The following is a 22,629-nucleotide window of genomic DNA, read 5'->3' on the forward strand; positions in this document are numbered from 1 at the left end:
CCGCCTATTTTCCGGCGGGGGTCAGCACCTTGATGCCACCCATATAGGGCTGCAATGCAGCCGGCACGGCGACCGAGCCGTCGGCCAGCTGGTAGTTCTCGAGCACGGCCACCAGGGTGCGGCCCACGGCCAGGCCCGAGCCGTTGAGGGTGTGGAGGAACTCGTTCTTGCCTTGCGCGTTCTTGAAGCGGGCCTGCAGGCGGCGCGCCTGGAAGGCTTCGCAGTTGGAGACCGAGCTGATCTCGCGGTAGGTGTTCTGCGCGGGCAGCCAGACTTCCAGGTCGTAGGTCTTGCTGGCGCCGAAGCCCATGTCGCCGGTGCACAGCAGCATGACGCGGTAAGGCAGGCCCAGCTTTTGCAGGATGGCTTCGGCATGGCCGGTCATGGCCTCCAGCGCCTCGTAGCTTTTGTCGGGATGGGTGACCTGCACCATCTCGACCTTGTCGAACTGGTGCTGGCGGATCATGCCGCGCGTGTCGCGGCCGTAGCTGCCGGCCTCCGAACGGAAGCACGGCGTGTGCGCGGTGAACTGCAGCGGCAGGTCCGCCTCGGCGACGATTTCATCGCGCACGAAATTGGTCAGCGAGACCTCCGAGGTCGGGATCAGGTACAGCGAAACGCTTTCAGCTTCGGCCGCGCCCTCCTGCCCGCCCTTCTTGACGGCGAACAGGTCCTCTTCAAACTTGGGCAGCTGGCCGGTGCCGCGCAGCGAATCGCCGTTGACGATGTAGGGCGTGTAGCACTCGGTGTAGCCGTGCTCCTGGGTTTGCACGTCGAGCATGAACTGCGCGAGCGCCCGGTGCAGGCGCGCCAGCTGGCCCTTCATGACGGTAAAACGCGCGCCCGTGAGCTTGCTGCCGAGCTCAAAATCCAGGCCCAGGGGCTGGCCCACGTCGACGTGGTCCTTGACCTCAAAGGCAAACGCGGCCGGTTCGCCGCCCGGGCCTTCGATGGGGCTCCATTTGCGCACCTCGACATTGCCGGCTTCGCCCGCGCCCTGGGGCACGCTTTCGTGCGGCAGGTTGGGCACGGCCAGCAGCAGGGACTGCATGTCGGCCTGGATCTGCTCCAGCCGGGTGGCAGAGGATTCAAGTTCGGCCTTGGAGGCGCTCACCTGCGCCATGACGGCGCTGGCGTCTTCGCCCTTGGACTTGAGCTGGCCGATCTGCTTGGACAGGGTGTTGCGCTGGTTCTGCAGCTCTTCGGTGCGGATCTGCAGGGCCTTGCGTTCGGCCTCCAGGGCCTGGAAGGCCTCCACATTGAGGAAGGTTTGCGGGGTCTTGCGGGTTTCCAGCCGGGCAATAGCCGACGGCAGGTCTTTGCGGAGCAGGTTGATGTCTAGCATGGGGCCATTGTATTTTGTGCGGCCCGCCCGCCTGATTCTTCAGTTCAGGCTGGCCGGGTCCAGGTTGGCGCCGCAGATGATGAGGCAGATTTTTTCGTCGGCGCGCGGGCGGTAGCGGCCGCTTTGCAGCGCGGCCAGCGGCAGGGCCGCGGCGGGCTCGACGGCCAGTTTGAGCTCTTTCCAGAGCCAGAGCTGCGCCGCGCGTATGGATTCGTCCGTCAGCAGCAGCGCGTCGCGCACATGGGCCTGGGTGACTTCCCAGGCCAGGCTGCCGATTCGCCGGGCGCCCAGCGAATCGGCGGCGATGCCGCCGACGGCGACATCCACCGGTTCGCCGGCCTCGCGGGCCTTGAAGAGTGTGGGCGCGAGTTCGGGCTCCAGGGCGACCACGCGGCTGCGCTGCCCGAACCAGCCGGCCACGCCGCCTATCAGGCCGCCGCCGCCCACGCTGACCAGCACCGAGTCGGGCACACCGCCCTGCTGCTCGATTTCCGCGGCCATGGTGCCGGCGCCGGCCAGCACTTCGGGCTGGTCGTAGGCATGGGTGAGCAGCGCGCCGCTTTCCTGCTGGCGCGCCAGGCAGGCCTTGAGCGCATCGGCGTAGGCCGCGCCCGTCACCACCACCTCGGCGCCCAGCGCGGCCAGCTTGGCGCGCTTGGCGGGGGGCGAGACCTCGGGCACAAACACCTCGCAGCGCACACCCAGCTCACGGGCCGCGGCCGCGGTGGCGATGCCGGCATTGCCGCCCGAGGCGACGATCACGCCGCTCGCCGGGATGGGATTGGACAGCAGGCGATTGAGCATGCCGCGCGCCTTGAAGCTGCCGCCGGTCTGCAGGTGCTCCAGCTTGAGCCAGACCTCGCCGCACTCCACGCCCAGCGCCTTGCCGGGCAGCTGCCACAGCGGGGTCTGGCGGATGAAGTGGCTGTAGCCGGCCTTGAACGCGCGCAGGCAGCGCTCGATGTGATCGCGATCGGTCATGAGTAAGGGGATCAGGTGAGTTGGTGGAGCTGGCTGTCGTTGACTTCCAGCATGTGGCCCTGCGCGTCCAGCTTCAGGCCCTTGGGCAGCGGGAACTTGATGGTTTCCTCGATGCCGTCCATCTTGCGCACCGACACCGCGCCCAGCGCCTTGATGCGGTCTATCACCTGCTTGACGAGGATTTCGGGGGCCGAGGCGCCGGCCGTCAGGCCCACCCGGCCCTTGCCCTCGAACCAGGACTCCTTGAGTTCGCTGGCATCGTCGACCATATAGGCTTCGGTGCCCAGCTTGGCGGCCAGTTCGCGCAGGCGGTTGCTGTTGGAGCTGGTCGGGCTGCCGACCACGATGAGGATGTCGACCTGCGGGCTCAGCACCTTGACGGCGTCCTGCCGGTTCTGCGTGGCGTAGCAGATGTCCTGCTGCTTGGGCTCGCGCACCTGCGGAAAACGCTGTTTCACGGCGGCGCTGATCTCGGCCGCGTCGTCCACGCTCAGCGTGGTCTGCGTGACCACGGCCAGGCGCTCGGTCTGGGCCGGGGTGATGCGCCAGACGTCGGCCGCGTCCTCCACCAGGTGGATGCCGCTCTCAAGCTGGCCCATGGTGCCTTCGACCTCGGGATGGCCCTTGTGGCCGATCATGATGAACTCGTAGCCTTCCTTGTGCAGCTTGGCGACTTCCACATGCACCTTGGTCACCAACGGGCAGGTGGCGTCGAAAATCTGGAAGCCGCGGCGCTCGGCCTCCTTCTGGATGGCCTGGCTCACGCCATGGGCGCTGAACACCAGCGTGGCGCCCGGCGGCACGTCGTCCAGCTCTTCAATAAAGATCGCGCCTTTTTCCTTGAGGTCGTTGACGACGTAGGTGTTGTGCACGATTTCATGGCGCACATAAATCGGCGCGCCGAATTTCGTCAGCGCACGCTCGACGATTTCAATGGCGCGGTCGACGCCGGCGCAAAAGCCGCGCGGCTCGGCCAGCAGGATTTCTTGCGGGAGTTTTTTCGATTCAGTCATAGGATGCCGATCACTTGCACTTCAAACACCACGGGCTGGCCGGCCAGCGGGTGGTTGAAGTCGAACTGCACCGCATCGCCGCCCTCTTTGACCTGCTGCACCGCGCCGGCGTACTGGCCCATGCCGTCGGGCGTGGGGAACTGCACCACGTCGCCGACCTTGTACTGCTCGTCCGGGTCGCCCAGTTCATTGAGCAGCTTGCGTGCCACCCACTGCACGAGCTCGGGGTTGCGCTCGCCGAAGGCCTCGCCGGCCGGCAGCTCGAAGGTGGTGCGCGTGCCTTCGGGCAGGCCCAGCAGGCGCTGCTCTATGGCCGGCGACAGCTCGCCCGTGCCCAGGCTCAGCGTGGCGGGTTTGCCTTCAAAGGTGTTGATGATGTCGGCGCCCGGCTTGCCGTCCACCGAAGGCCCGGCCATGCGGTAGTGCAGGGTCAGGAAGGAGCCCTGCTGGATCAGGGGGGCTGCGGAGAGTTCCACGGTGGACATAAGGCTGGGGCTTTCGGGGCCGGCCGGAACGGCGGGCCAGTGTTTGTAAACTGCCTCTATTGTAGAAAGGACGGCCCGGCCGGGCCAAACCCGGTTTTTTGGCCTTTTTTGCGCGGTGGCCTCCCTGGCCGCTCCCTGCCAGCCCACAACAAGAGATCGATCCATGATCCTGAAAGACCTGCCCCAAGACAGCCGCCCCCGCGAAAAACTGCTGGCCCGCGGCCCCGGCGCGCTCAGCAACGCCGAACTGCTGGCCCTGCTGCTGCGCACCGGCATCCCCGGCAAAAACGTGCTGCAGATGGGCCAGGAACTGCTGGATACCTTCGGCGGCGTGGCCGGCCTGCTGCACGCCACGGCCGCGGACCTGCAGCGCATCAAGGGACTGGGCGGCGCCAAGCGCTCGCAGCTGGTCGCCGTGCTGGAACTGGCCCGCCGCGCGCTGGCCGAAAACCTCAGCCAGAAAACCCTGTTCGACACGCCCCAGGCCGTGCGCGACTACCTGCAGCTGCAGCTGGGCAGCCGGCCGCACGAGGTCTTCGCCATGCTGTTCCTGGACAGCCAGAACCGGCTGATCGTGCTCGAGGAGCTGTTTCGCGGCACGCTGACCCAGACCTCGGTCTACCCGCGCGAGGTCGTCATACGCGCCCTGGCCCTGAACGCCGCCAGCGTGGTGCTGGCCCACAACCACCCCAGCGGCTGGGCCCAGCCCTCGCGCGCCGACGAGGCGCTCACGCACAACCTCAAGGCGGCGCTGGCGCTGGTGGACGTGCGCGTGCTGGACCACTTCGTGGTGACCAGCACCCAGGCGGTGTCCATGGCCGAGCTGGGAATGCTGTAAGGTAAGTCCATGAAATCCCCCGCCCTCAAAAGCCTGCAGGACCTCAAGGCCGTCAAGCAGGCGATCGAAACCCGGGCCCGGCTGGAGAAAGAAGCCGCCGCCGCGAAGGCCGCCGCCGCGGCCAGAGCCAAGGCCGAAAAAGAACTGTTTTCGCGCGCCGTCGGCGCCGTCAAGTCCCTGCCCGCCAAACACCTGCCCGGCCACAAGGCCGCGCTGCCGGTGCAACAGGCCGCGCCCATCCCGGTGCAGCAGCAGCGCGACGAACTCGCGGTGATGCGCGAGGCGATCTCCGACGAGTTTGACGTGGAAACCCTGCTGGACACCGACGAGGCGCTGAGTTTCAGGCGGCCCGGCATGGGGCCCGACGTGGTGCGCAAGCTGCGCCGCGGCGGCTGGAGCATACAGGGCCAGCTCGACCTGCACGGCCTGCGCCGCGAGGACGCGCGCGAGGCGCTGGCGGATTTCATCAAGGACGCCCACAAGATGGGCTGGCGCTGCGTGCGCGTGGTGCACGGCAAAGGTTTGGGCTCACCGGGCAAGACGCCGGTGCTCAAGGGCAAGGTACAGAGCTGGCTGATTCAGAAGCAGGAAGTGCTGGCCTTTGTGCAGGCCAGGCCAGCCGAGGGCGGCGCCGGGGCGCTGGTGGTGTTGCTGGCGCAGGGCTGAGGCACAGCGTCGAACGGATGGAGAGACTAAAAATGCTTCGGTTAAGAATCTGCCTCACCTTGAGCTTGCTGGCGTCCTTTCATACAGGAACGTTGGCGGCTCCCGCCAACGAGGTGTGCGCCGGACTTTCCGGCCTGGTTGACGCCAAGGCTGCCGGCCGCTTCGTCAACCCCGCCCGATCGCTGACGAAGGCTGAGACCACGGCCCTTGACGATGCAAAACTGGAAATTCTTGGCTTTAATGATTATTCGCAGGGAAGCCAAATTGTTGATGCTGATAACGACGGCGTTGATGATCTCTTTGTCTGGAATATTCAAGGCTCGGGGCGATTTACCTATGCCGAGGTCTACGACATCAACATGGCGGCCAGTCGACCATCAGACAAACTGCGGCTGAAAGCGAACCTGGGCAATATTGGCACCTTGAGCGACCCACGGTTTGTCAAATACGCAGGCGTGAATTACCTGGTTGCGGACGAGGGCGACCTGGAAAGCCTGGTAGTCCAGCGCCTGGAGAAAGTCGCTTCAGGCCGCTATGACCTGCGGACTGTCTGCAGCACAACGGTTCGTCTGGCCCCGATCACCAAATGCCGCCACCCTGCCTGCAAGGCCCTGGCGGCCGAGATCGCTAACCCCAGCACGAACGCCCCGTTTGTTCAAGTTGAATGGCCGCACAAATACTTTTCCCCGGCAGGCCTTTCCGTGTTCTTTGATGAAAACGGTGAAGCGAGTGACTTTGACAACACCAAGCTGCCGGCGCGTATCTGGAAATTCGGCCGCGAAGGCTACGCGAACCAGCACATCTACTGGAACGTGCTGGGGCTGGGAGACGAGGCGCCCCTTGTACCGGCTGGGCAAAGGGCGACGAGCGAAGACAGAAAGAACCCTCAAGTGCTTCCAGGCCAGCAGCACGACCGCTTAAGGCGCGCACTGGCGCAGCAAAGCCAGGTGCTGGGCCAGCAGCTCAACAAAGACATTTCGCTACCCGGCGTGGGTCAGTTCTTTTTGTTTAACACCAACGACAGGACCTACTGGGCCTGGGACTTCGGCGAGCCGCCTCATGGCAAGGAAATGCACATCACCTATACAAGAGGGCTCAAGTCGGATTACATCGGCGCAGTGGGAATCAAGCGAACCCCGGATTTGGTCCCCTGCGCATCTGGATGCTCCAGGCCCACGGAGAAGTAGCGCTCAAAAAGCGTCATTCGCCCCGGTTACGCATCCAGTCCGCAGTCTGGAAAAACGACGCATTGAGCCGAACGCGCAAGCCCTCGTCCACACCGGTTTCGCGCATGGCCTGGTCCATACAGGCCAGCCACTGGTCACGCTCGGCAATCCCGATGGAGCCGCCGCCGGTCTGCTGCGGCATGTGGCGCATGCGCAGGCGCGGATGGCCGAAACGGTCGGTGTAGTACTGCGGCCCGCCCAGCCAGCCGCACAAAAACCAGAACAGCCGCTGGCGCGCATTGTCCAGCGTGCTGCCATGCGCGGCACGCAGGGCTGTGTAACCCGGCTCCAGGTCCATCAAGTCATAAAAGCGCTCAACCAGCGCCTTGACGCGCTCCTCGCCGCCTATCCAGGCAAAGGGAGTTTCGAAAGGGGGATTTCCGGGTGGGCGCTCTTCTATCTGCATGGGCTGATTATCGAAGGAGTGGCAATCTGATTCGGACTTAGGGCTAATCCAAAAGTCTCCTGTCTTCGGCCGTTCGGTATTTGGCTGTTCGGTATTCCTTCTCCCAACCCTTGTGGATGCGCCGAGGAGCGCAGGGCCAGACGGATAAGGGCAAAAACTTGTTTGAGCGAAGCGAGTTGTTTTTGACCCCGGCTGGACCGAGCACCGCAGGTTGCCCGTAGCGAAGCGAAGGGACGCAGGAACCAGGGTCGCCTTTTCTTTGGTGACTTTCTTTTGGCGAAGCAAAAGAAAGTTACTTGCCGCCGGGCAACCCCGGCCAGCAGAACTGAGCAAACAGCACGCACTAAGAACAACAACAAACCCATCCCAAACGGCGTTAGGAAGGCGCCCGTCACTGCGCCTTCCGCAAGGTCTCCACTACAGGCGTATTCAAAACCGACCTCAACCCCCACCACCCCGCAGCCAAAGCGAGCACAGCCCCCGCCAGGCTGCCCAGCAAAGGCACAGTCCAAGACCCACTCCAGCTGAAATCAAACACAAACCGCGCCAAGCCCCAGCCCACCGCCAAAGCAACGATGGACGCGAGGAAGCCGGCCAGCAGGCCGACGCCGGCCAGCTCGGCGCGTTGCACCTGGCGCAGCAAGGACGCTCGCGCCCCTACCGCCCGCATGATGGCGAATTCCTTGGCGCGTTCTTCGCGGGTGGCGGTGATGGCGGCGAACAGCACGACCAGGCCGGCCGCGAGCGTGAAGCCGAACAAGAACTCCACCGCGCGTATCACCTGGTCGAGCACGCGCTGCACCTGGGCCAGCGTGCTGCTCATGTCGACATTCGTGATGTTGGGAAAAGCCTTGACCAGGGTGTTGTCAAAGCTTTGCGGGCGCGGCTGGCCGGCCACGGCGGCCACGGGTTCGGGCGCGCGGAAGGCGCTGATAAAAGAGACAGGCACGTCGGCCGGCAGTTTGGCGACCGGGTACATCACAAAAAAGTTGACGCGCATGGAACCCCAGTCGACCTTGCGCAGGCTGGTGATTTTGGCTTCGCTGGCCTGCCCGCCTATGTCAAAGCGCAGGCTGTCGCCGAGCTTGAGGCCCAGGGTCTTGGCCAGGCCGTCCTCGACGCTGACGGCGTCTTGTTCGCCGGCCGTCCAGCGCCCGCCGCTGAGCTGGTTGTGCGAGGGCATGTCCGCGCTGTTGGAGAGGTTGAACTCGCGGTCCACCAGGCGCTTGGCGCGGTCGTCCTCAAAGTCGTCGGGCGTGACGGGCTTGCCGTTGACCGCAATCAGGCGGCCGCGGATCATGGGGTACCAGTCGAATTTTTTCACGCCGCCGTCGCGCAGGGCCTGCTGGAAGGCCTCGCCCTGCTCGGGCTGCACGTTGATGACAAAACGGTTGGGCGCGTCGGGCGGCGTGGCCCTGCGCCAGCTGCTGATGAGGTCGGTGCGCAGCAGCACCAGCAGCATCAGCGCCAGCAGGCCCACGGCCAGCGCGCTGGTCTGCACCACGGCGTACACCGGCCGGGCCGAGAGCTGGCGCGTGGCCAGCACCAGCCAGCGCGGCGCGGTCGCCTCATGCACGCTGGCGCGCAGCAGCTTGACGGCGGCAAAACTGGCGACCGCAAACACCGCCACCGCGCCGGCAAAGCCGCCCACGGCGATCAGGCCCAGCTTCAGGTCGCTGCTGGCGGCCACCAGCAAGGCCGCGAAACCGGCCACGCCCACGCCCAGCACCGCGAGCGAGGCGGGTTTGAGGTTGCCGACGTCGCGGCGTATCACGCGCAGCGGCGGCACCTGGGCCAGCTGCAGCACGGGCGGCAGGCCGAAGGCCAGCAGCAGCGTGAGGCCCATGCCCATGCCGAACAGCACGGGCCAGAAGGTGGCGGCCGGCAACGCGGTTTCCACCAAACCGGCCAGCAGCAGCACAAAACCGTAATGCACGGCAAAACCCAGGGCCACGCCCAGGGCGCTGGCGAACAGGCCCGCCAGCACAAACTCAAAGGTGTAGGCCAGCGCGATGGTGCGCTGCGGCTGGCCCAGCACGCGCAGCATGGCACAGTCGTCCAGGTGCTTGGCCGCGAAGCCGCGCGCCACAATCGCCACCGCCACGGCGCTCAGCAGCGCCGCCAGCAGCGCCACCAGGTTCAGGAATTTCTCGGCGCGGTCCAGGGTCTGGCGCATCTCGGGGCTGCCCGATTCGAGCGACTCCAGGCGCACGCCGCGCACGCCCGATTGTTCGAAAGGTTTTTTGATTTCAGCATCGGCCCATTTCACATAGGCCTTGACCGCCTTGTCATCACCGGCGACGGCAAAACGGTAGTTGGTGCGGCTGGCGGGCTGTATCAGGTTGGTGGCCGCCACATCGGCCTGGTTGACCATCACGCGCGGCGAAAAGCTGATGAAGCCCGCGCCGCGGTCCGGCTCCTGCACGATGATGCGCGTGAGCTTGAAACCGGCGTCGCCCAGCAGCAGGGTCTGGCCCAGCTTGAGGCCCAGCGCGTCGAGCAGCGAGGCATCGGCCCAGGCCGTGCCGGGGGCCGGCACCTCGCGCGTGTCCGCGCCGGGCTCATCCAGGCCGGCGGCCACCTTCATGCTGCCGCGCAAGGGATAGCCCTGGGGCACGGCCTTGAAGGCCACCAGCTTGCTGGCGCCGCCGTCGGCCTCGCCGGCGCGGCCCATGGTAGGAAAGGTGACGGTGGAAATGCCCTGCAGGCCCAGTTCTCGCGCCTTGGCGATAAAGGCGGCCGGCGTCAGGCCGTCGCTGCGGATCACGGCGTCGCCGCCCAGCAGCTGCCGCGCATCGCGCTGCAGGCCGCCCTTGAGGCGGTCGGCAAAAAAGCCGACGGCGGTGAGCGCCGCGACGGCCAGGGTGACGGCCACGATCAGCAGGCGCAACTCGCCCGCGCGCAGGTCGCGCAGCATGGTTTTCCAGCCGAGCTTGAGGAAAAGGGTGTTCATGCGCAGACCATAACGCAAAGTCCGGGGCTCCGCGCGATGGCCGGGTTTGGAGCCGGGGTATCGGGTGTTATGGCCTGGCGGCGCTGGCGGCGGCCACGGGCACGGCGGCGGCCGGCGGCAGCGCGTCCAGGCGTTTTTCGAGTGCGCGCAGCACCGGTGCGATGCCGGCGCCCACGCGGATCTGCGGGTTGGAAAAGCCGTCTTCCTTGCCGGCGTCGATCTCGCGCTGCTTGATCAGCGGCACGGCCCGCGCAAAAGCCTGCTCGAAGGAGTGGGTCTTGCGCAGCTGCTCGTCAAACAGGGCCCGGCCGAAAAAGGTCAGCTCGGAGCGGCGGCCGCAGCCGTAAGAGGTGTGAGTGGCGTCGGCCGCCGTCATGACCAGGGTGGTGTCGCCGGCCAGCGCGTCGGCCCAGCCGCCCGAATAACAGGCCGAGATCGCGATCACGCGGTGGCGTATGCCCGACCTGTCCAGCGCCTCGCGCAGTTCATCGGGGCTCACGGGCGGCACCTGCAGCGGCCAGTGGGCGGCGGCCAGCTTGAAGTCGCTGGCGCCGTGCGAGGTCATGTAGACCACCAGCAGGTCGTTGTTGCGGTCCATGCGCTGGGCGATCGCGTCGATGGCGCGCTCCATGTTGATCGCGGTGGCCCAGAGGTGGGTCTGCGCGGTGCTGGCGTGGTTGACCAGGTGCACCACACGGCCCTCGGCGTCAAAGCGCTCGGCCAGCACCCGGCTGACCATGGAGCTTTCGCGCAGGAAGACGTCTTCCGCGGCATAGGGGGCGAACACCAGGGCGTAGACGTCGGTCACGCCAGGCCGCTCGTGCGCGATGGCGGCCATGGTTTTTTCCCACAGCGCCTGCTGCTCCTCAAAGGTCTGCTGGCTCAGCTGCAGTCGGGGTTTGCTGTCCGCCACGGCATCGCGTTCATAGTCCTGCTGCCAGGCGCGGGCATCGAACTGCCAGGCAGCGAGGCCGGTCGCGGCCGCCAGGGCGGAGGCAAACACCGCGGCCCGCGCCGTCAGGCCGGTGAAGCGCAGCACCAGCACAATGGCCGCGCCCAAAGACCAGGCGGTGAACACCGCATAAAACACCCAGTAAAGCCAGGCCTGCGAAAACACCGCACCCGCGAGCCAGCCATGCGAGATCGCGCCTATCAGGCACTGGTACACCAGCGTATTCGGAAGCGAAGCAAGCACCCACAGCACAAAAGCGGCACCCACACCCGCGGGGCGCCGGGCGGCTTCACCGCCGGTCAGCGCTGCCCCTGCTGCAGGAAAGGCCCACCAGGCCAGGCCGATAAACAGTCCGGCCGTCCACCAGGCCGACAGCCAGGCCTGGACGTCCAGGCGCGCGGGGCCCGCGATCTCGAGCCGGAACAGGGCGGCTTCAATGGCCATCACCAGCGCGGTCAGCACAAGCGCCTGCGGCGGCGTCGGTGTGCGGCCGGCGACCCGGGGCTTCAGAAAAATGCCAGCGCGCAGGCCTTCGACGCACCAGCGCCAAAGGGAAAGACGCGCGGCCGGGGCTGCGGCCTCTTCCGGCGGTACCGCGGGGTGGATCGCCGTGTCGGGGCCGGCGCTGGGGGAAGTGTCGGTCATGAAGCGGCCGTGGGAGAAGATGAAACAGCAGGCGGCCTGGCGCCCGCGAGCTCGGGCTGCAGCGTAAGCCGCTGCGGATGGGCATAGCAGACAAAACGTTTGTGGGTGGCGCGGCCAATGGCGCACAGGCCGACCGTCTGCGCCACCTGGTGGCCCATCTGCGTGATGCCGCTGCGCGAGACCACAATGGGCACACCCATCTGCGCGGACTTGATGACCATTTCGCTGGTGAGGCGGCCCGTCGTATAAAACACCTTGTCCGATTTGCTCACGACAGGGCTGTCCTGCATCCAGATCCAGCCGGCGATGGTGTCTATGGCGTTGTGGCGACCCACGTCTTCGACAAACAGCAGCATCTCGGGGTCGCCGTCCGTCATCGCGAACAGCGCGCAGGCATGGACCGAGCCGGCGGATTTGTAAGTCGTTTCCTTGAGCCGTATGGTGTTGACCAGGGCGTAGAGCTGGCCCTGGCTGATGCGCGCATCGGCGGGCAGCACGATGCCGTCCACCTCGTCCATCAGGCCGCCGAACACGCTGCCCTGGCCGCAGCCCGTGGTGACCACGCGGCGCGCGGTTTTTTCCTCGATGTCCTCAATGCCGTGGCGGGTCTTGACGGCGGCAGCGCCCACCTCCCAGTCCACGGTGATGGAGTCAATGTCGGCCACATCCTTGACCAGGCGCTGGTTGCGCAAATAGCCCAGCACCAGCAACTCGGGATGGGCGCCCAGCGTCATCAAGGTCACGAGTTCACGCTTGTCGACATACACCGTGAGCGCACGCTCGGCCGGGATGGAGACCTGCTGCGTTTCGCCGTATTCGTTGACGGTCTGGACCTCGCAGGTCAGGGGCGCCCTGGCGTTTGTCAGGCGGGGCAAAGGTGATGGCGAAGGCATGCGGCAAGACTACAACAAAAAAGCCGGCCCTTAGAACCTGTTCACGGTCTAAACGGGGCCGCGTTGGGGTGCAATCGGGATGAGTGGGCCGCCCGGGCACGCCGCATGGGCTCATGCCCATGCAAGGGCCCGGGTGGTTCACTCGCCCGATTTCACCCCAACCCGGAGGGCAAGCGCCTTCTCGGGCGGTCTGCGGCGTTGCGGCGCTGGCCCATAGCTGTGCTATGGGCTGGCGCACCGCGCCTTGCATCCCATCCCGAGAAGGTGCTTGCGCGGCCCCGTTTAGGCCGCGAACAGGTTCTTCAGAGTCGGCTTTTTGAAGAGCGGGAAGGAATCAGGACTTCTTGGCGGGGTTGCCGACCGCGTCCGGTTGTTTGGTGCTGGGCGGGCTGGTGGCATTGCCGGCCGGTGAATGCGCGCCGGCGGCTTCCAGCGGCTTGGCTTCAGGCGGGGTGTAGGCAAAGGGGCCGGGGTCGGCGCAGGCCGGCGCAGGCGTCGGCGGCTTGGTCTCTTTGCCAGCCGCCTTGGCCGATTTGTAGTAAGCGGCCACCACCTTGTCCTGCGCTTTGCACAACTGGTAGGCCTCGAGCTTGCCGGTCCAGGCCGTCTTGGCGGCGGCTTCCGCGGCCTTGGCCTTGGCTTCGTCGCTCAGCGGCGGCAGCTTGGCCAGCACCGCGGCCGACGCGGCGGCCAGCAGGCCCAGGGTCAGGAGTTTTTTCATGGCGTCCTCACTACGTGTTCAAGCTTGTGCGATCTGGCCCGGCGGCTCAGCCGGCGGCGTGCTGCGCTGGGCCGGGATGTTGCCGGCCTTGACCTCGTCGTACCAGTATTCATGGTGCTCCCTGGCCCAGGTCTCGTCGACATAACCGGTTCGCATGGCCTGGTAGGCGCCCTGCATGCCGATGGTGCCCAGGTAAATGTGGCCGAGGAACAGGCACATCATGAGCACGGTGGCCACGGCATGCACCATGTGCGCGACCTGCATGGTGGCGCGCTCGTAAACCAGGCCGGGCAGCAGCTTGTCGAGCACAAAACCCGAGGACACGACCACGATGCCGAGCAGGAACACGCCACCCCAGAAGATGAGTTTTTCGCCCGCGTTAAAGCGGTTGGACGGCGGCTCGCCGCCTGTGATCAAACCACCGCCCTTGGCCAGCCAGCGCAGGTCGCCCTTTTGCGGCCAGTTGTCGCGCAAAAAGGTGAAGAACACGATCACCAGCGACACCGCGAACAGCGGGCCGGCGAAGTTGTGCATCGTCTTGAGCACCCAGGTCAGCCAGCCGAAGAGCGCCCCGCCAATGACAGGCTGCAGGAAGAACTTGCCGAAGGCCATCACCAGGCCGGAGATCGCCAGGATGGAAAACGCGATCGCGTTGGACCAGTGCGCGGCACGCTCAAAAGGCGTGAAGCGCTCTATCTTGCGGCCGGTGTCGGCGCCATGGGTCTTGATGGAACCCTTGCTGAAGTAAAAAATCGCGATCGCCAGCAGCACGATCAGGAACAGGGAACCGCCGTAGGGAATGATCCAGTTGTTGCGCACCTGGCGCCAGGCCTCGCCGGCATTGGTCAGGCGCGAGCCGGGGTACTGCACAAAGGGCTGGATCAGGTTGCCGGCTTCGGGCGCTTCGCTTTTGGGCAGGCTGCTGTAGCCGGTGACGCCCTCGCCCACCTGGCGCCACATGGGCGCGTTGTTGCCGGGCTGGACCTTGGCGCGTTCGCCGTTGCTTTGCTTGGCGTAATTGGGGTCGGCGCTGGCGTCGGGCTTGACCTCAAAAATGTTCTGGCCCTGGATGCCGCTGGTGGCCGCCGGCGCGGCGGCAGGAGCGACAACGCCCTGGGCCTGCGGTGCGGCTGCCGGCGCGGGGGCCTGCGCGGCCGCCAGCCCGGCCAGGCCGGCTGCCAGCAGAAAGAGAACGGGTCGCGCAAGAAACATAAGGCCTCCGCTCGCTATTTCGACGTGCCCGTCTTGGTGTATTCGTTCTGGCTGTTCTGGGCCCGGGCCTTGAGGCCCTGCTCCCAGCTGGCCTTGTCGCCCTTGGTCCAGCCGGGCGCCGCGAAGGCATTGTCGGTGCCCTGGAAGGCCGCGGTGTCGCTTCGCGCGCCGCTACCCAGGGTTTGCGGTTTTTCGCCGCAAGCGCTCAAGACGGTGAAAGCCGCCGTGACGCAAACCAGTATCGCGAGGCGCTTCATGATTTGGCTCCCGCGGGCGGCTGGCCCGCTTGTTTGGACCCATAGGCCGTGCCCCAGCCCCAGACCTCGGCGCCCTTGCCGCGCTGCACCACGCGGTTGCGGAAGATGTCGGCGACCACATCGCCATCGCCGGCCAGCAAGGCCTTGGTCGAGCACATTTCGGCGCAGGCCGGCAGCTTGCCTTCGGCCAGGCGGTTGCGGCCGTATTTCTCAAACTCGGCCTGGCTGCCGTTGACTTCCGGGCCGCCGGCGCAGAAGGTGCACTTGTCCATCTTGCCGCGCACGCCAAAAGTGCCCGCCGCCGGGAACTGCGGCGCGCCGAAGGGGCAGGCATAGGAACAGTAGCCGCAGCCTATGCAGATGTCCTTGTCGTGCAGCACCACGCCCTCGTCGGTGCGGTAAAAGCAGTTGACCGGGCAGACAGCCATGCAGGGCGCATCGCTGCAGTGCATGCAGGCCACCGAGATGGATTTTTCGCCGGGAACACCGTCATTGAGCGTCACCACGCGGCGGCGGTTCACGCCCCAGGGGACCTCGTTTTCGTTCTTGCAGGCGGTGACGCAGCCGTTGCATTCGATGCAGCGCTCGGCGTCACAGACAAATTTCATGCGTGCCATGGTGATTCCTTATGCTCGTTCGACGTTGCAGACGGTTGTTTTTGTCTCTTGCATCATCGTGACGCTGTCGTAACCGTAAGTCGTCGCCGTGTTGATAGCTTCGCCGCGCACCACGGGCGCCGCGCCGTTGGGGTAGTAGGCCAGCATGTCGGCGCCCTGCCAGCGGCCCGAGAAGTGGAAGGGCATGAACACCGTGTCGGGGCCCACGCGCTCGGTCACCATGGCCTGCACGTTCAGGCGCGCGCCCGTGGGGGTGCTGACCCAGGCGCGTTCGCCGTTGCGTATGCCTTTTTCGGCGGCCACCTTGGGATTGATCTCGATGAACATCTCCTGCTGCAGCTCGGCCAGCCAGGGGTTGGAGCGGGTTTCCTCGCCGCCGCCTTCGTATTCGACGAGCCGGCCCGAGGTCATGACCAGCGGGAATTTCTCGTGCACCTTGTCGGCGATGTTTTTCTGCTGGATGGTCTTGTACAGCGTGGGCATGCGCCAGAAGGCTTTCTTGTCATCATGCGTGGGGTACTTGGCCTGCAGGTCGGCGCGGTTGCCGTACAGCGGCTCGCGGTGCTGCGGGATCGCGTCGGGGAAGTTCCAGACCACGGCGCGCGCCTTGGCGTTGCCGAACACATGGCAGCCGTGCAGCTTCATGGTGACGCGGATGATGCCGCCGGAAGAGTCGGTCTTCCAGTTCTTGCCTTCGGCCGCGGTTTTTTCGGCGTCGGTCAGGTCGTCCCACCAGCCGAGTTTTTTGAGCAGCAGGTGGTCGAACTCGGGGTAGCCTGTGTTGATCTCGGCGCCCAGGGAGCACGAACCGTCTTCGGCCAGCAGGTTGACGCCGTCTTTTTCGACGCCGAAGTTGGCGCGGAAGTTGCCGCCGCCGTCCATGACGTGTTTGGAGGTGTCATAAAGATTGGGCGAGCCCGGGTGCTTGAGCTCCGGGGTGCCGTAGCACGGCCAGGGCAGGCCGAAATAGTCGCCCGTGGTGTCGTAGCCGGTCTCCTTGTCCTTGCCGCCTTTGGACTTGAGGGTCTTGACGTCGAACAGGTGCATATTGCGCATGTGCGCTTTCAGGCGCTCCGGGCTCTGGCCGGTATAGCCTATGGTCCAGCAGGTCTTGTTGATCTCGCGCAGGATGTCCTCGGGCACGGGCTCGTCCATGCCCTTGACCTTTTGCATCTTGTAGTTCTTGGACAGCTCCTTGGCGAAGCCGAGTTTTTCAGCGAACTGGTGCATGATCATGTGGTCGCTGCGGCTTTCCCACAGCGGCTCTATGACTTTCTCGCGCCATTGCAGCGAGCGGTTGGAGGCGGTCACCGAGCCGCTGGTCTCGAACTGCGTGGCGGCCGGCAGCAGGTAGACCGCGCGCTTGGGGTTCTGGTCTTCGGCCTTGCCGGGCATGGCGGCCATGGCCGCGGTGGCCGAGGGGTACGGGTCCACCACCACCAGCAGGTCCAGCTTGTCCATGGCCCGCTTCATCTCGAGCCCGCGCGTCTGCGAGTTGGGCGCATGGCCCCAGAAAAACACGCCGCGCAGGTTGGACTCCTGGTCTATCAGCTCGTTTTTCTCGAGCACGCCGTCTATCCAGCGCGACACCGTGATGCCGGGCTTGCCCATCATGGCGGCCGAGGCGTAGCGGCCCTTGATCCAGTCGAAGTCCACGCCCCAGATCTTGGCGAAATGCTTCCACGAGCCCTCAGCCAGGCCGTAATAGCCGGGCAGCGAGTCGGGGTTGGGGCCGACGTCGGTCGCGCCCTGCACGTTGTCGTGGCCGCGGAAAATATTCGTTCCGCCGCCGGACTTGCCGACATTGCCCAGCGCCAGCTGCAGGATGCAGGAGGCGCGCACGATGGCGTTGCCTATGGTGTGCTGGGTCTGGCCCATGCACCAGACGATGGTGCTGGGGCGGTTCTGGCTCATCATGGTGGCCACCTTGAGCGTGGTGGCCTCGTCCACGCCGCAGGCTTCCAGCACCTTGTCGGGCGTCCACTTGGCCATCACGTCGGCCTTGACCTTGTCCATGCCGTAGACGCGGTCGTTGATGTACTTCTTGTCTTCCCAGCCGTTCTTGAAGATGTGGTACAGCACGCCGAAGAGAAAGGGAATGTCCGAGCCCGAGCGTATGCGCACGTAGTCGTCGGCTTTGGCGGCCGTGCGCGTGAAGCGCGGGTCCACCACGATCAGCTTGCAGCCGGTTTCCTTGGCGTGCAGCATGTGCAGCATGCTGACCGGATGGGCCTCGGCCGCATTCGAGCCTATGTACAACGCGCACTTGCTGTTCTGCATGTCGTTGTAGGAATTGGTCATGGCGCCGTAGCCCCAGGTGTTGGCGACGCCGGCCACCGTGGTCGAGTGGCAGATACGGGCCTGGTGGTCGCAGTTGTTGCTGCCCCAGAAACTCACGAACTTGCGCATCAAATAGGCCTGCTCGTTGTTGTGCTTCGACGAGCCCACCCAGTAGACCGAGTCGGGGCCGCTTTCCTTGCGCAGCTCGAGCAGCCTGGCGCTGATTTCGTTCAGCGCCGTGTCCCAGCTGATGCGCTCGTACTTGCCGTTCACCAGCTTCATGGGGTAGCGCAGGCGGTACTCGCCGTGGCCGTGCTCGCGCAGCGCGGCGCCCTTGGCGCAGTGGGCGCCCAGGTTGATGGGCGAGTCGAACACCGGCTCCTGGCGCACCCAGACGCCGTTTTCGACCACGGCATCGACCGCGCAGCCGACCGAGCAATGGCCGCACACCGTGCGCTTGACTTCTATCTTGCCGCCGGCCTCGGTGGCGCCGGGCGTGGCGGCCTCGGCTTTTTTGACCAGGCTCAGCTGCGTCGCGGCCAGGCCCACGCCGACACCCAGGCCGGAGCGGCGCAAAAAGGCGCGGCGGTCCATGGTGGGCAGGGCGTTGGACAGGCCCCGCGACAGACTGTGCACAAAACGCGTGGAGGCGCGGTGCGCGGGATGGACTTCGGAAGTTTTTTTCGTGAGCAGCATGAAGCTCTCCGTGGGAAAGTGAAACCGGGCGAGGCGCTGGCGGTCGAACGGGCTAGACGCGGGTGGTCTTGTAGTAGCGCTGGACGTGTTCCGAGAGGCTGTAGCCGCCGCCTTTTTCAGGGGCCGGCTTGGGCGCCGGGAGCTCGGCTTGAAGGGCTGGCGCGCCAGGCAGGGCCACGACGGCCGCTGCGGCCGCGCCCGTGGCGGCGGCACCGAAAAAGAATCCCCGTCGCGAGGGTTTTGGCTGGCTGTCCTGCATGGTGTTCTCCAGGGGAAGGCTTGCTCGGTATGCAACCGTTTGCATAGTACTGTACGTCAGAGGGCCCCGCGCCACAATGGATTGTCCGACTCAATCCGGGGGGCTAGGGAAAACGATAGGCTATCTTATGATCGCGCCGCCACGGGCTGTCTCATATTGAGAAAACATTCGCCCCTGCGAGCGGCACACCTTCAGGCCAGCATGTCGAAGCCTTGTGCCTCGACGCTCATGAAAACCTGCGTGAAGGCCGCCAGCGCCGCGTAAAAGCGCGCCTTGGGGTGTTGCGTGATGGCCTCGCACATCAGCGGCAGCCAGGGCTGCAGGTGGCGCGCGAAAAACTCGCGCTGCCGCGTGAGGTTGGCCACGGCCACGTCGTCGCCGGCGATCAGGTAGCGCATGACTTCGCAAAGGTAGGCCACATGGTCTTCGGTCTCGGGCATGGCCTCGTCGCGCGCCAGGCCCAGCGCCGCGAGTTCGGTGCGCAGGGCGGCCAGCGGTTTTTCATTGAGGAAACCGCTGAGGTAATGAGAACCAAAGAGGTACAGCTCGGGCTTGCCCACGCCGCCGAACAGCGCGTCGTGCTCCTGGGCGGTAGCCTCCCGGCTTTGCGCACGCGCCGCGGCCACCAGTTCACCCCAGGAACTTTCGAGCAGCGCGCCTTCGGCGGGCGCGGCCGTCACGGCGACGCGCAGGTTGTCATAAAGCTCGGCCGAGGGCGCGGCGTAGTACAGCGCGGCCAGCAGGCCGTAGACCTCGGCGCGCGCGGTTTCTTCGTCCAGGGTGGTGGCGGTGAGGGAGGCTGGCGTCATGCGTGGCGTCTTATGTCTTGTTCTAGCGGATGTCGGTGATCTTGACTTCGTTCTCGGCGGAATACAGGTCGATCACGCGGCAGTCGCCGCACATCTTGAGGCGGTCGGCCGCGGCGCCCTGGAACATCGCATGGCCGGCCAGCTTGCCCAGCATGGACTCTATGGCCTTGAGCGTGCCGAAGGGCTTGGCGCAGCGTATGCAGTGGAAGGGCGGGCTTTCGTTGAGCACCCTGGCCTCCTTGCGCTGCGGGCCCAGCAGCAATCGCGGCTGCAGCGTGATCGCGTCCTCGGGGCAGGTGGTGGCGCACAGGCCGCACTGCACGCAGTTTTTCTCGATGAACTTGAGCTGCGGGCGATCCGGGTTGTCCTGCAGCGCGCTGGCCGGGCAGGCGCTCACGCAGCTCAGGCACAGGGTGCAGCTGTCGGCATTGACCACCAGGCTGCCAAAGGGCGAGCCCTGGGCGGGCAGCGCAATCGCCTCGGGCGGCACAGCGGGCGCCTGCTGGATCAGGTGGTCCAGCGCCATGTCCAGCGTGCTGCGCTTTTCCTGGGCGACGGCAAAGCGCGCCGGGGCGGCGGGCACGGCGGGCCGGTTGCGGGCCAGGGCCTGCAGGCCGTTGTCCAGGCCGGCGACGTCGCCGGCTTGCGCGCGCAGCAAATGGAAGTGAACACCCGCATAGCCCAGGCCATTTAAAAGCGCTTGTGCCACGCGCATCTGCTGCGTGAGTCCTTCGAGATAAGCCGGCGCTTCTTCATCTGTCACCAGCACCGCGACCTGCGAGGCGCCAAAGGCGACGGCACTGAGCCAGAGGTCCAGGCCCAGGCTGGCCGTGTGCCACAGCGCCTGCGGGATGACATTGGCCGGCACGCCGCGCACGTTTTTTTGCAGGCGTGCGGCGCGGCCCAGGGCCTCGACGGCCTGCTGGCCGCTGCCCTGGCTGTGGAACAGCAAGACCGGCTGCGTACCACCGGCTTTTGCATAGGCCGACAGCAAGGTCTTGAAGCGCACACCCTGCTCGCTCGCACGCGGATAAGCGTAAGTGAGCGCCCCCGTCGGGCACACCGTGGTGCAGGCGCCGCAGCCGACGCAGAGGTTGGGATTGACGACGATCTGCTGGCGCTTTTTCTCGCTGCTGACGGCGCCGGCCGAACAGATGTCCACGCAGGCATTGCAGCCCACGGTGTCATTGCGGCTGTGGGCGCAGAGTTTTTGTTTGTAGGCAAAAAACTTGGGCTTTTCAAATTCACCCACCATGTCGCGCAGCTTGAGCACGGTGGCCGGCAGGCCGGGCGAGGCCAGGCCGGCGGAGGCGTCCTGCGCGAAATAGCCTTGCGGCGGTGCATGCAACGTGAACAGCGGTTTGGCGCCCAGGTCCAGCACCAGGTCAAAGGCTTCGGTCAGGCTTTGCGGCGCGCGGTTGAAGTCGATCGCGCCGGCCACCTTGCAAACGGCCGTGCAGTCGCGGTGCGATGTGCATTTGGCGCTGTCGACCTGGTAGCTCAGGTCTATGGCGCCTTCGGGGCACACGGCCACACAGGCATTGCAGCGTGTGCACAGGTCCAGGTCTATGGGATTGGTTTTATCCCAGCTCGCTTCAAACGCGCCCAGCCAGCCCTTGAGCGCGAGCCGCTCGCCGCTGATCACCGGGTATTGGCGCTCCTGCGCGGGAAGACTGCCAGGAAGGCCGGCCTGCGCGCCAGCGGAAACACCCTGCGCGAAAATCGTGACTTCCAGCGTGTCGGCCAGCAATGCGGCCACCTGCTCGGCATGGTCCACCGAGCCGACGATCAGCAGTCGGCCGGCGCTCTTGTATGTCACGGTGGCCACGGGTTCGGCATCGGGCAGCTGGGCCGCGGCCAGCAGCGCCGCGATCTTGGGGCCGGCGCTGGAAGCGTCCTTGCTCCAGCCGCCGGTCTCGCGGATATTGACGAACTTGACGACCGATGTCGCGCCCTGGGTTTGCGCGCCGACCTCGGCGAACAGGCGTTTTTCCTGGGTGCAGGCCACAACCACGTCGTCGCCCGATTGCACGGCCTTCTGGAAAGCCCCGGCTTCGCGCCGGCACAGCGCCGAATGCAGCGTCAGGCTCTCATTGAGGGCCTCGCCCAGCGCCTGGGGCTGGAGCGGCATGGTCTGGTTGCAGTCGCAAATCAGTGTGGGCATGGTCTGGTTGGCTACCGGCCGCGGGTGGCTCGGCTTGGCTGGTCTGTGCGGGCCCGGCCGGCTCGGGAGGAGCTATGTCCGGGTTTTCATAGGAGGACTGTGCCACGGTTTCATCCGTGGGGTTATTCGCGCTTTCCCGTGGCGGGGCCGCGGCGTCCTGCGCGGCGCCCTTCTTGTCTTCGTTCTTTTCCTTTTCTTCCTCTTCGTCAAACAGCTTGAGGAACTTCGCGCTGGCCATCTGCCGCAGCATGGACTCGGGAATCGGCTCGAACTTGGAATAGTCGTCGATGTACGTGTCCAGCCCATCCATCACATTGAAGTGCGGGTCGGCAAAGAGTTTTTTCATGGCCGCGTTGCGCACCTCGGGGCTCACATTGCCGGCCATAAAAGGCTTGAAGTCGGAATCGCGGGTCAGCAGCCTGGCGTCGTCCAGTGTCAGCGCTTTGGGCGGCGCGGCATCAGGCAAAGGCGCTTGCGCTACCGGCTCCGCCTGTGTGGGTGCCACTGGCGCAAGGGGTGCGGCCGAGCCGGGGACAGGAGCCGCCGCCGGCTCGTCCAGAACCTTGCCCTGGCGCGCCTCTTCCTTGCGGCGCGCCCAGCGGCCCAGGAAGCCCGTGGGTTCATCCGCCATCGCCGCCCCCACCGGTTTTTTTGCCCGTGCTCACGCTGGCGGGGTTGCCGAAGCGGTCGGTCAGGGACTTGAAGCTTTGCGGGCGCTGCCGCCGCTTGGGCTCAGCCACATGGTGTTTGTCGACGAACTCGCGCAGCCAGGCCACGACCTCGGGCGGCGCGGGCACCTGCTCCACGGTTTCCTGCGCGTCCAGCCAGCGGCCGGCATCGTGGTAGCTCAGGGTCACGGTCTGGGGCACGGCAACCGGCTCGTCGGCCAGCAAGGCCTCTTCCTCCATGCGCCACAGCACCCAGAAGCAGGGCTGGGCGGTGCTGGCGTTGAGGTAATAACCTTCGGCGTCGTCGGTGAACAGCTCGACCGCAAAGCCCGGGTGCAGCCAGCGCTCCTCGCGCTCGTCTTTGAGCAGCAGCCGCGGCGCGGCGCCAAAGCCGTCTTCATGGGGCACCACGTCGGCCAGCACCCAGCGCCAGGGCTGCCAGCGGTTGTTGATGTGTTCGCGGCGCATGACAACGGCCGCCGCCGTGCAGGGCCGCTGCACGCCGGCGTCTGTTTCGGGGGAACGCAGCTGGAAGTCGGGCAT

At 65.9% G+C, this 22,629-nt stretch carries 21 protein-coding genes; 3 read left to right on the plus strand and 18 right to left on the minus strand.

Annotated elements, in window-relative coordinates; genetic code table 11:
- Window positions 1-4: 4 nt before the first annotated feature.
- From serS to AC1D09_RS14620, 4 genes are read right to left on the minus strand one after another with little or no spacing between them, the layout of a single operon-like run.
- The gene (serS, locus tag AC1D09_RS14605; RefSeq protein WP_477664117.1) at window positions 5-1,345 is read right to left on the minus strand and encodes a serine--tRNA ligase; all 1,341 of its coding nucleotides are present in this window, start codon (window positions 1,343-1,345) and stop codon (window positions 5-7) included.
- 39 nt (window positions 1,346-1,384) lie between these two features.
- On the minus strand, window positions 1,385-2,326 hold the full coding sequence (locus AC1D09_RS14610; RefSeq protein WP_477664118.1) for a threonine/serine dehydratase: 942 nt from the start codon (window positions 2,324-2,326) through the stop codon (window positions 1,385-1,387).
- An 11-nt stretch (window positions 2,327-2,337) separates the two neighbouring features.
- Window positions 2,338-3,339 carry a 4-hydroxy-3-methylbut-2-enyl diphosphate reductase gene (gene ispH, locus AC1D09_RS14615; RefSeq protein WP_477664119.1) on the minus strand — a complete coding sequence of 334 codons (1,002 nt, stop codon included), beginning with the start codon at window positions 3,337-3,339 and terminating at the stop codon, window positions 2,338-2,340.
- Window positions 3,336-3,824, minus strand: coding sequence for an FKBP-type peptidyl-prolyl cis-trans isomerase (locus AC1D09_RS14620; protein WP_477664120.1), 489 nt, complete (start codon window positions 3,822-3,824; stop codon window positions 3,336-3,338). The genes ispH and AC1D09_RS14620 overlap by 4 nt, the downstream gene beginning before the upstream one ends.
- 163 nt (window positions 3,825-3,987) lie before the next feature.
- On the opposite strand from AC1D09_RS14620, the gene radC reads away from it, so the two are divergent.
- From radC to AC1D09_RS14635, 3 genes are read left to right on the plus strand one after another with little or no spacing between them, the layout of a single operon-like run.
- Complete coding sequence (radC, locus tag AC1D09_RS14625; RefSeq protein ID WP_477664121.1) at window positions 3,988-4,662, plus strand: RadC family protein; 675 nt, start codon at window positions 3,988-3,990, stop codon at window positions 4,660-4,662.
- Between the two features lie 9 nt (window positions 4,663-4,671).
- Window positions 4,672-5,328 (plus strand): Smr/MutS family protein, encoded by a 657-nt coding sequence (locus AC1D09_RS14630; protein ID WP_477701112.1) that lies wholly within the window; start codon window positions 4,672-4,674, stop codon window positions 5,326-5,328.
- Between the two features lie 59 nt (window positions 5,329-5,387).
- Window positions 5,388-6,515, plus strand: coding sequence for a hypothetical protein (locus AC1D09_RS14635; protein ID WP_477664123.1), 1,128 nt, complete (start codon window positions 5,388-5,390; stop codon window positions 6,513-6,515).
- A 13-nt stretch (window positions 6,516-6,528) separates the two neighbouring features.
- Here AC1D09_RS14635 and AC1D09_RS14640 read toward each other — a convergent pair whose 3' ends face one another.
- The 14 genes from AC1D09_RS14640 to AC1D09_RS14705 all read right to left on the minus strand — a co-directional run bounded on the left by AC1D09_RS14640 (window position 6,529) and on the right by AC1D09_RS14705 (window position 22,629).
- Window positions 6,529-6,960 (minus strand): group II truncated hemoglobin, encoded by a 432-nt coding sequence (locus AC1D09_RS14640; RefSeq protein ID WP_074578016.1) that lies wholly within the window; start codon window positions 6,958-6,960, stop codon window positions 6,529-6,531.
- Window positions 6,961-7,351: 391 nt separating this feature from the next.
- Window positions 7,352-9,913 carry an ABC transporter permease gene (locus tag AC1D09_RS14645; RefSeq protein WP_477664124.1) on the minus strand — a complete coding sequence of 854 codons (2,562 nt, stop codon included), beginning with the start codon at window positions 9,911-9,913 and terminating at the stop codon, window positions 7,352-7,354.
- 67 nt (window positions 9,914-9,980) lie between these two features.
- Window positions 9,981-11,510: a C13 family peptidase gene (locus tag AC1D09_RS14650; protein ID WP_477664125.1), complete on the minus strand. Its 1,530-nt coding sequence runs from the start codon at window positions 11,508-11,510 to the stop codon at window positions 9,981-9,983.
- Window positions 11,507-12,403, minus strand: coding sequence for a formate dehydrogenase accessory sulfurtransferase FdhD (locus tag AC1D09_RS14655; protein ID WP_477664126.1), 897 nt, complete (start codon window positions 12,401-12,403; stop codon window positions 11,507-11,509). Before AC1D09_RS14655 ends, AC1D09_RS14650 begins: the two co-directional genes overlap by 4 nt.
- Before the next feature lie 334 nt (window positions 12,404-12,737).
- On the minus strand, window positions 12,738-13,124 hold the full coding sequence (locus AC1D09_RS14660) for a hypothetical protein (RefSeq protein ID WP_477661162.1): 387 nt from the start codon (window positions 13,122-13,124) through the stop codon (window positions 12,738-12,740).
- 18 nt (window positions 13,125-13,142) lie between these two features.
- Entirely contained in the window at window positions 13,143-14,336 is a 1,194-nt protein-coding gene (locus tag AC1D09_RS14665) for a formate dehydrogenase subunit gamma (protein ID WP_477661161.1), read from the minus strand.
- 14 nt (window positions 14,337-14,350) lie between these two features.
- Complete coding sequence (locus AC1D09_RS14670; RefSeq protein ID WP_477661160.1) at window positions 14,351-14,593, minus strand: hypothetical protein; 243 nt, start codon at window positions 14,591-14,593, stop codon at window positions 14,351-14,353.
- Window positions 14,590-15,210 (minus strand): formate dehydrogenase FDH3 subunit beta, encoded by a 621-nt coding sequence (fdh3B, locus tag AC1D09_RS14675; RefSeq protein WP_007873612.1) that lies wholly within the window; start codon window positions 15,208-15,210, stop codon window positions 14,590-14,592. Before fdh3B ends, AC1D09_RS14670 begins: the two co-directional genes overlap by 4 nt.
- Window positions 15,211-15,219: 9 nt before the next feature.
- Window positions 15,220-18,186, minus strand: a complete 2,967-nt coding sequence (locus tag AC1D09_RS14680; protein WP_477661159.1) for a formate dehydrogenase subunit alpha — start codon at window positions 18,184-18,186, stop codon at window positions 15,220-15,222.
- Between the two features lie 52 nt (window positions 18,187-18,238).
- Window positions 18,239-18,445, minus strand: a complete 207-nt coding sequence (locus AC1D09_RS14685) for a formate dehydrogenase (RefSeq protein ID WP_074578009.1) — start codon at window positions 18,443-18,445, stop codon at window positions 18,239-18,241.
- A 191-nt stretch (window positions 18,446-18,636) separates the two neighbouring features.
- The gene (locus AC1D09_RS14690; protein WP_477661158.1) at window positions 18,637-19,254 is read right to left on the minus strand and encodes a TorD/DmsD family molecular chaperone; all 618 of its coding nucleotides are present in this window, start codon (window positions 19,252-19,254) and stop codon (window positions 18,637-18,639) included.
- Between the two features lie 22 nt (window positions 19,255-19,276).
- Entirely contained in the window at window positions 19,277-21,418 is a 2,142-nt protein-coding gene (locus AC1D09_RS14695) for a 4Fe-4S dicluster domain-containing protein (protein WP_477661157.1), read from the minus strand.
- Window positions 21,345-22,049, minus strand: a complete 705-nt coding sequence (locus AC1D09_RS14700) for a DUF3306 domain-containing protein (RefSeq protein ID WP_477661156.1) — start codon at window positions 22,047-22,049, stop codon at window positions 21,345-21,347. The genes AC1D09_RS14695 and AC1D09_RS14700 overlap by 74 nt, the downstream gene beginning before the upstream one ends.
- Window positions 22,039-22,629 carry a DUF3305 domain-containing protein gene (locus AC1D09_RS14705; RefSeq protein ID WP_477661155.1) on the minus strand — a complete coding sequence of 197 codons (591 nt, stop codon included), beginning with the start codon at window positions 22,627-22,629 and terminating at the stop codon, window positions 22,039-22,041. Before AC1D09_RS14705 ends, AC1D09_RS14700 begins: the two co-directional genes overlap by 11 nt.

This window comes from Polaromonas sp. P1_A2 (assembly GCF_056406895.1).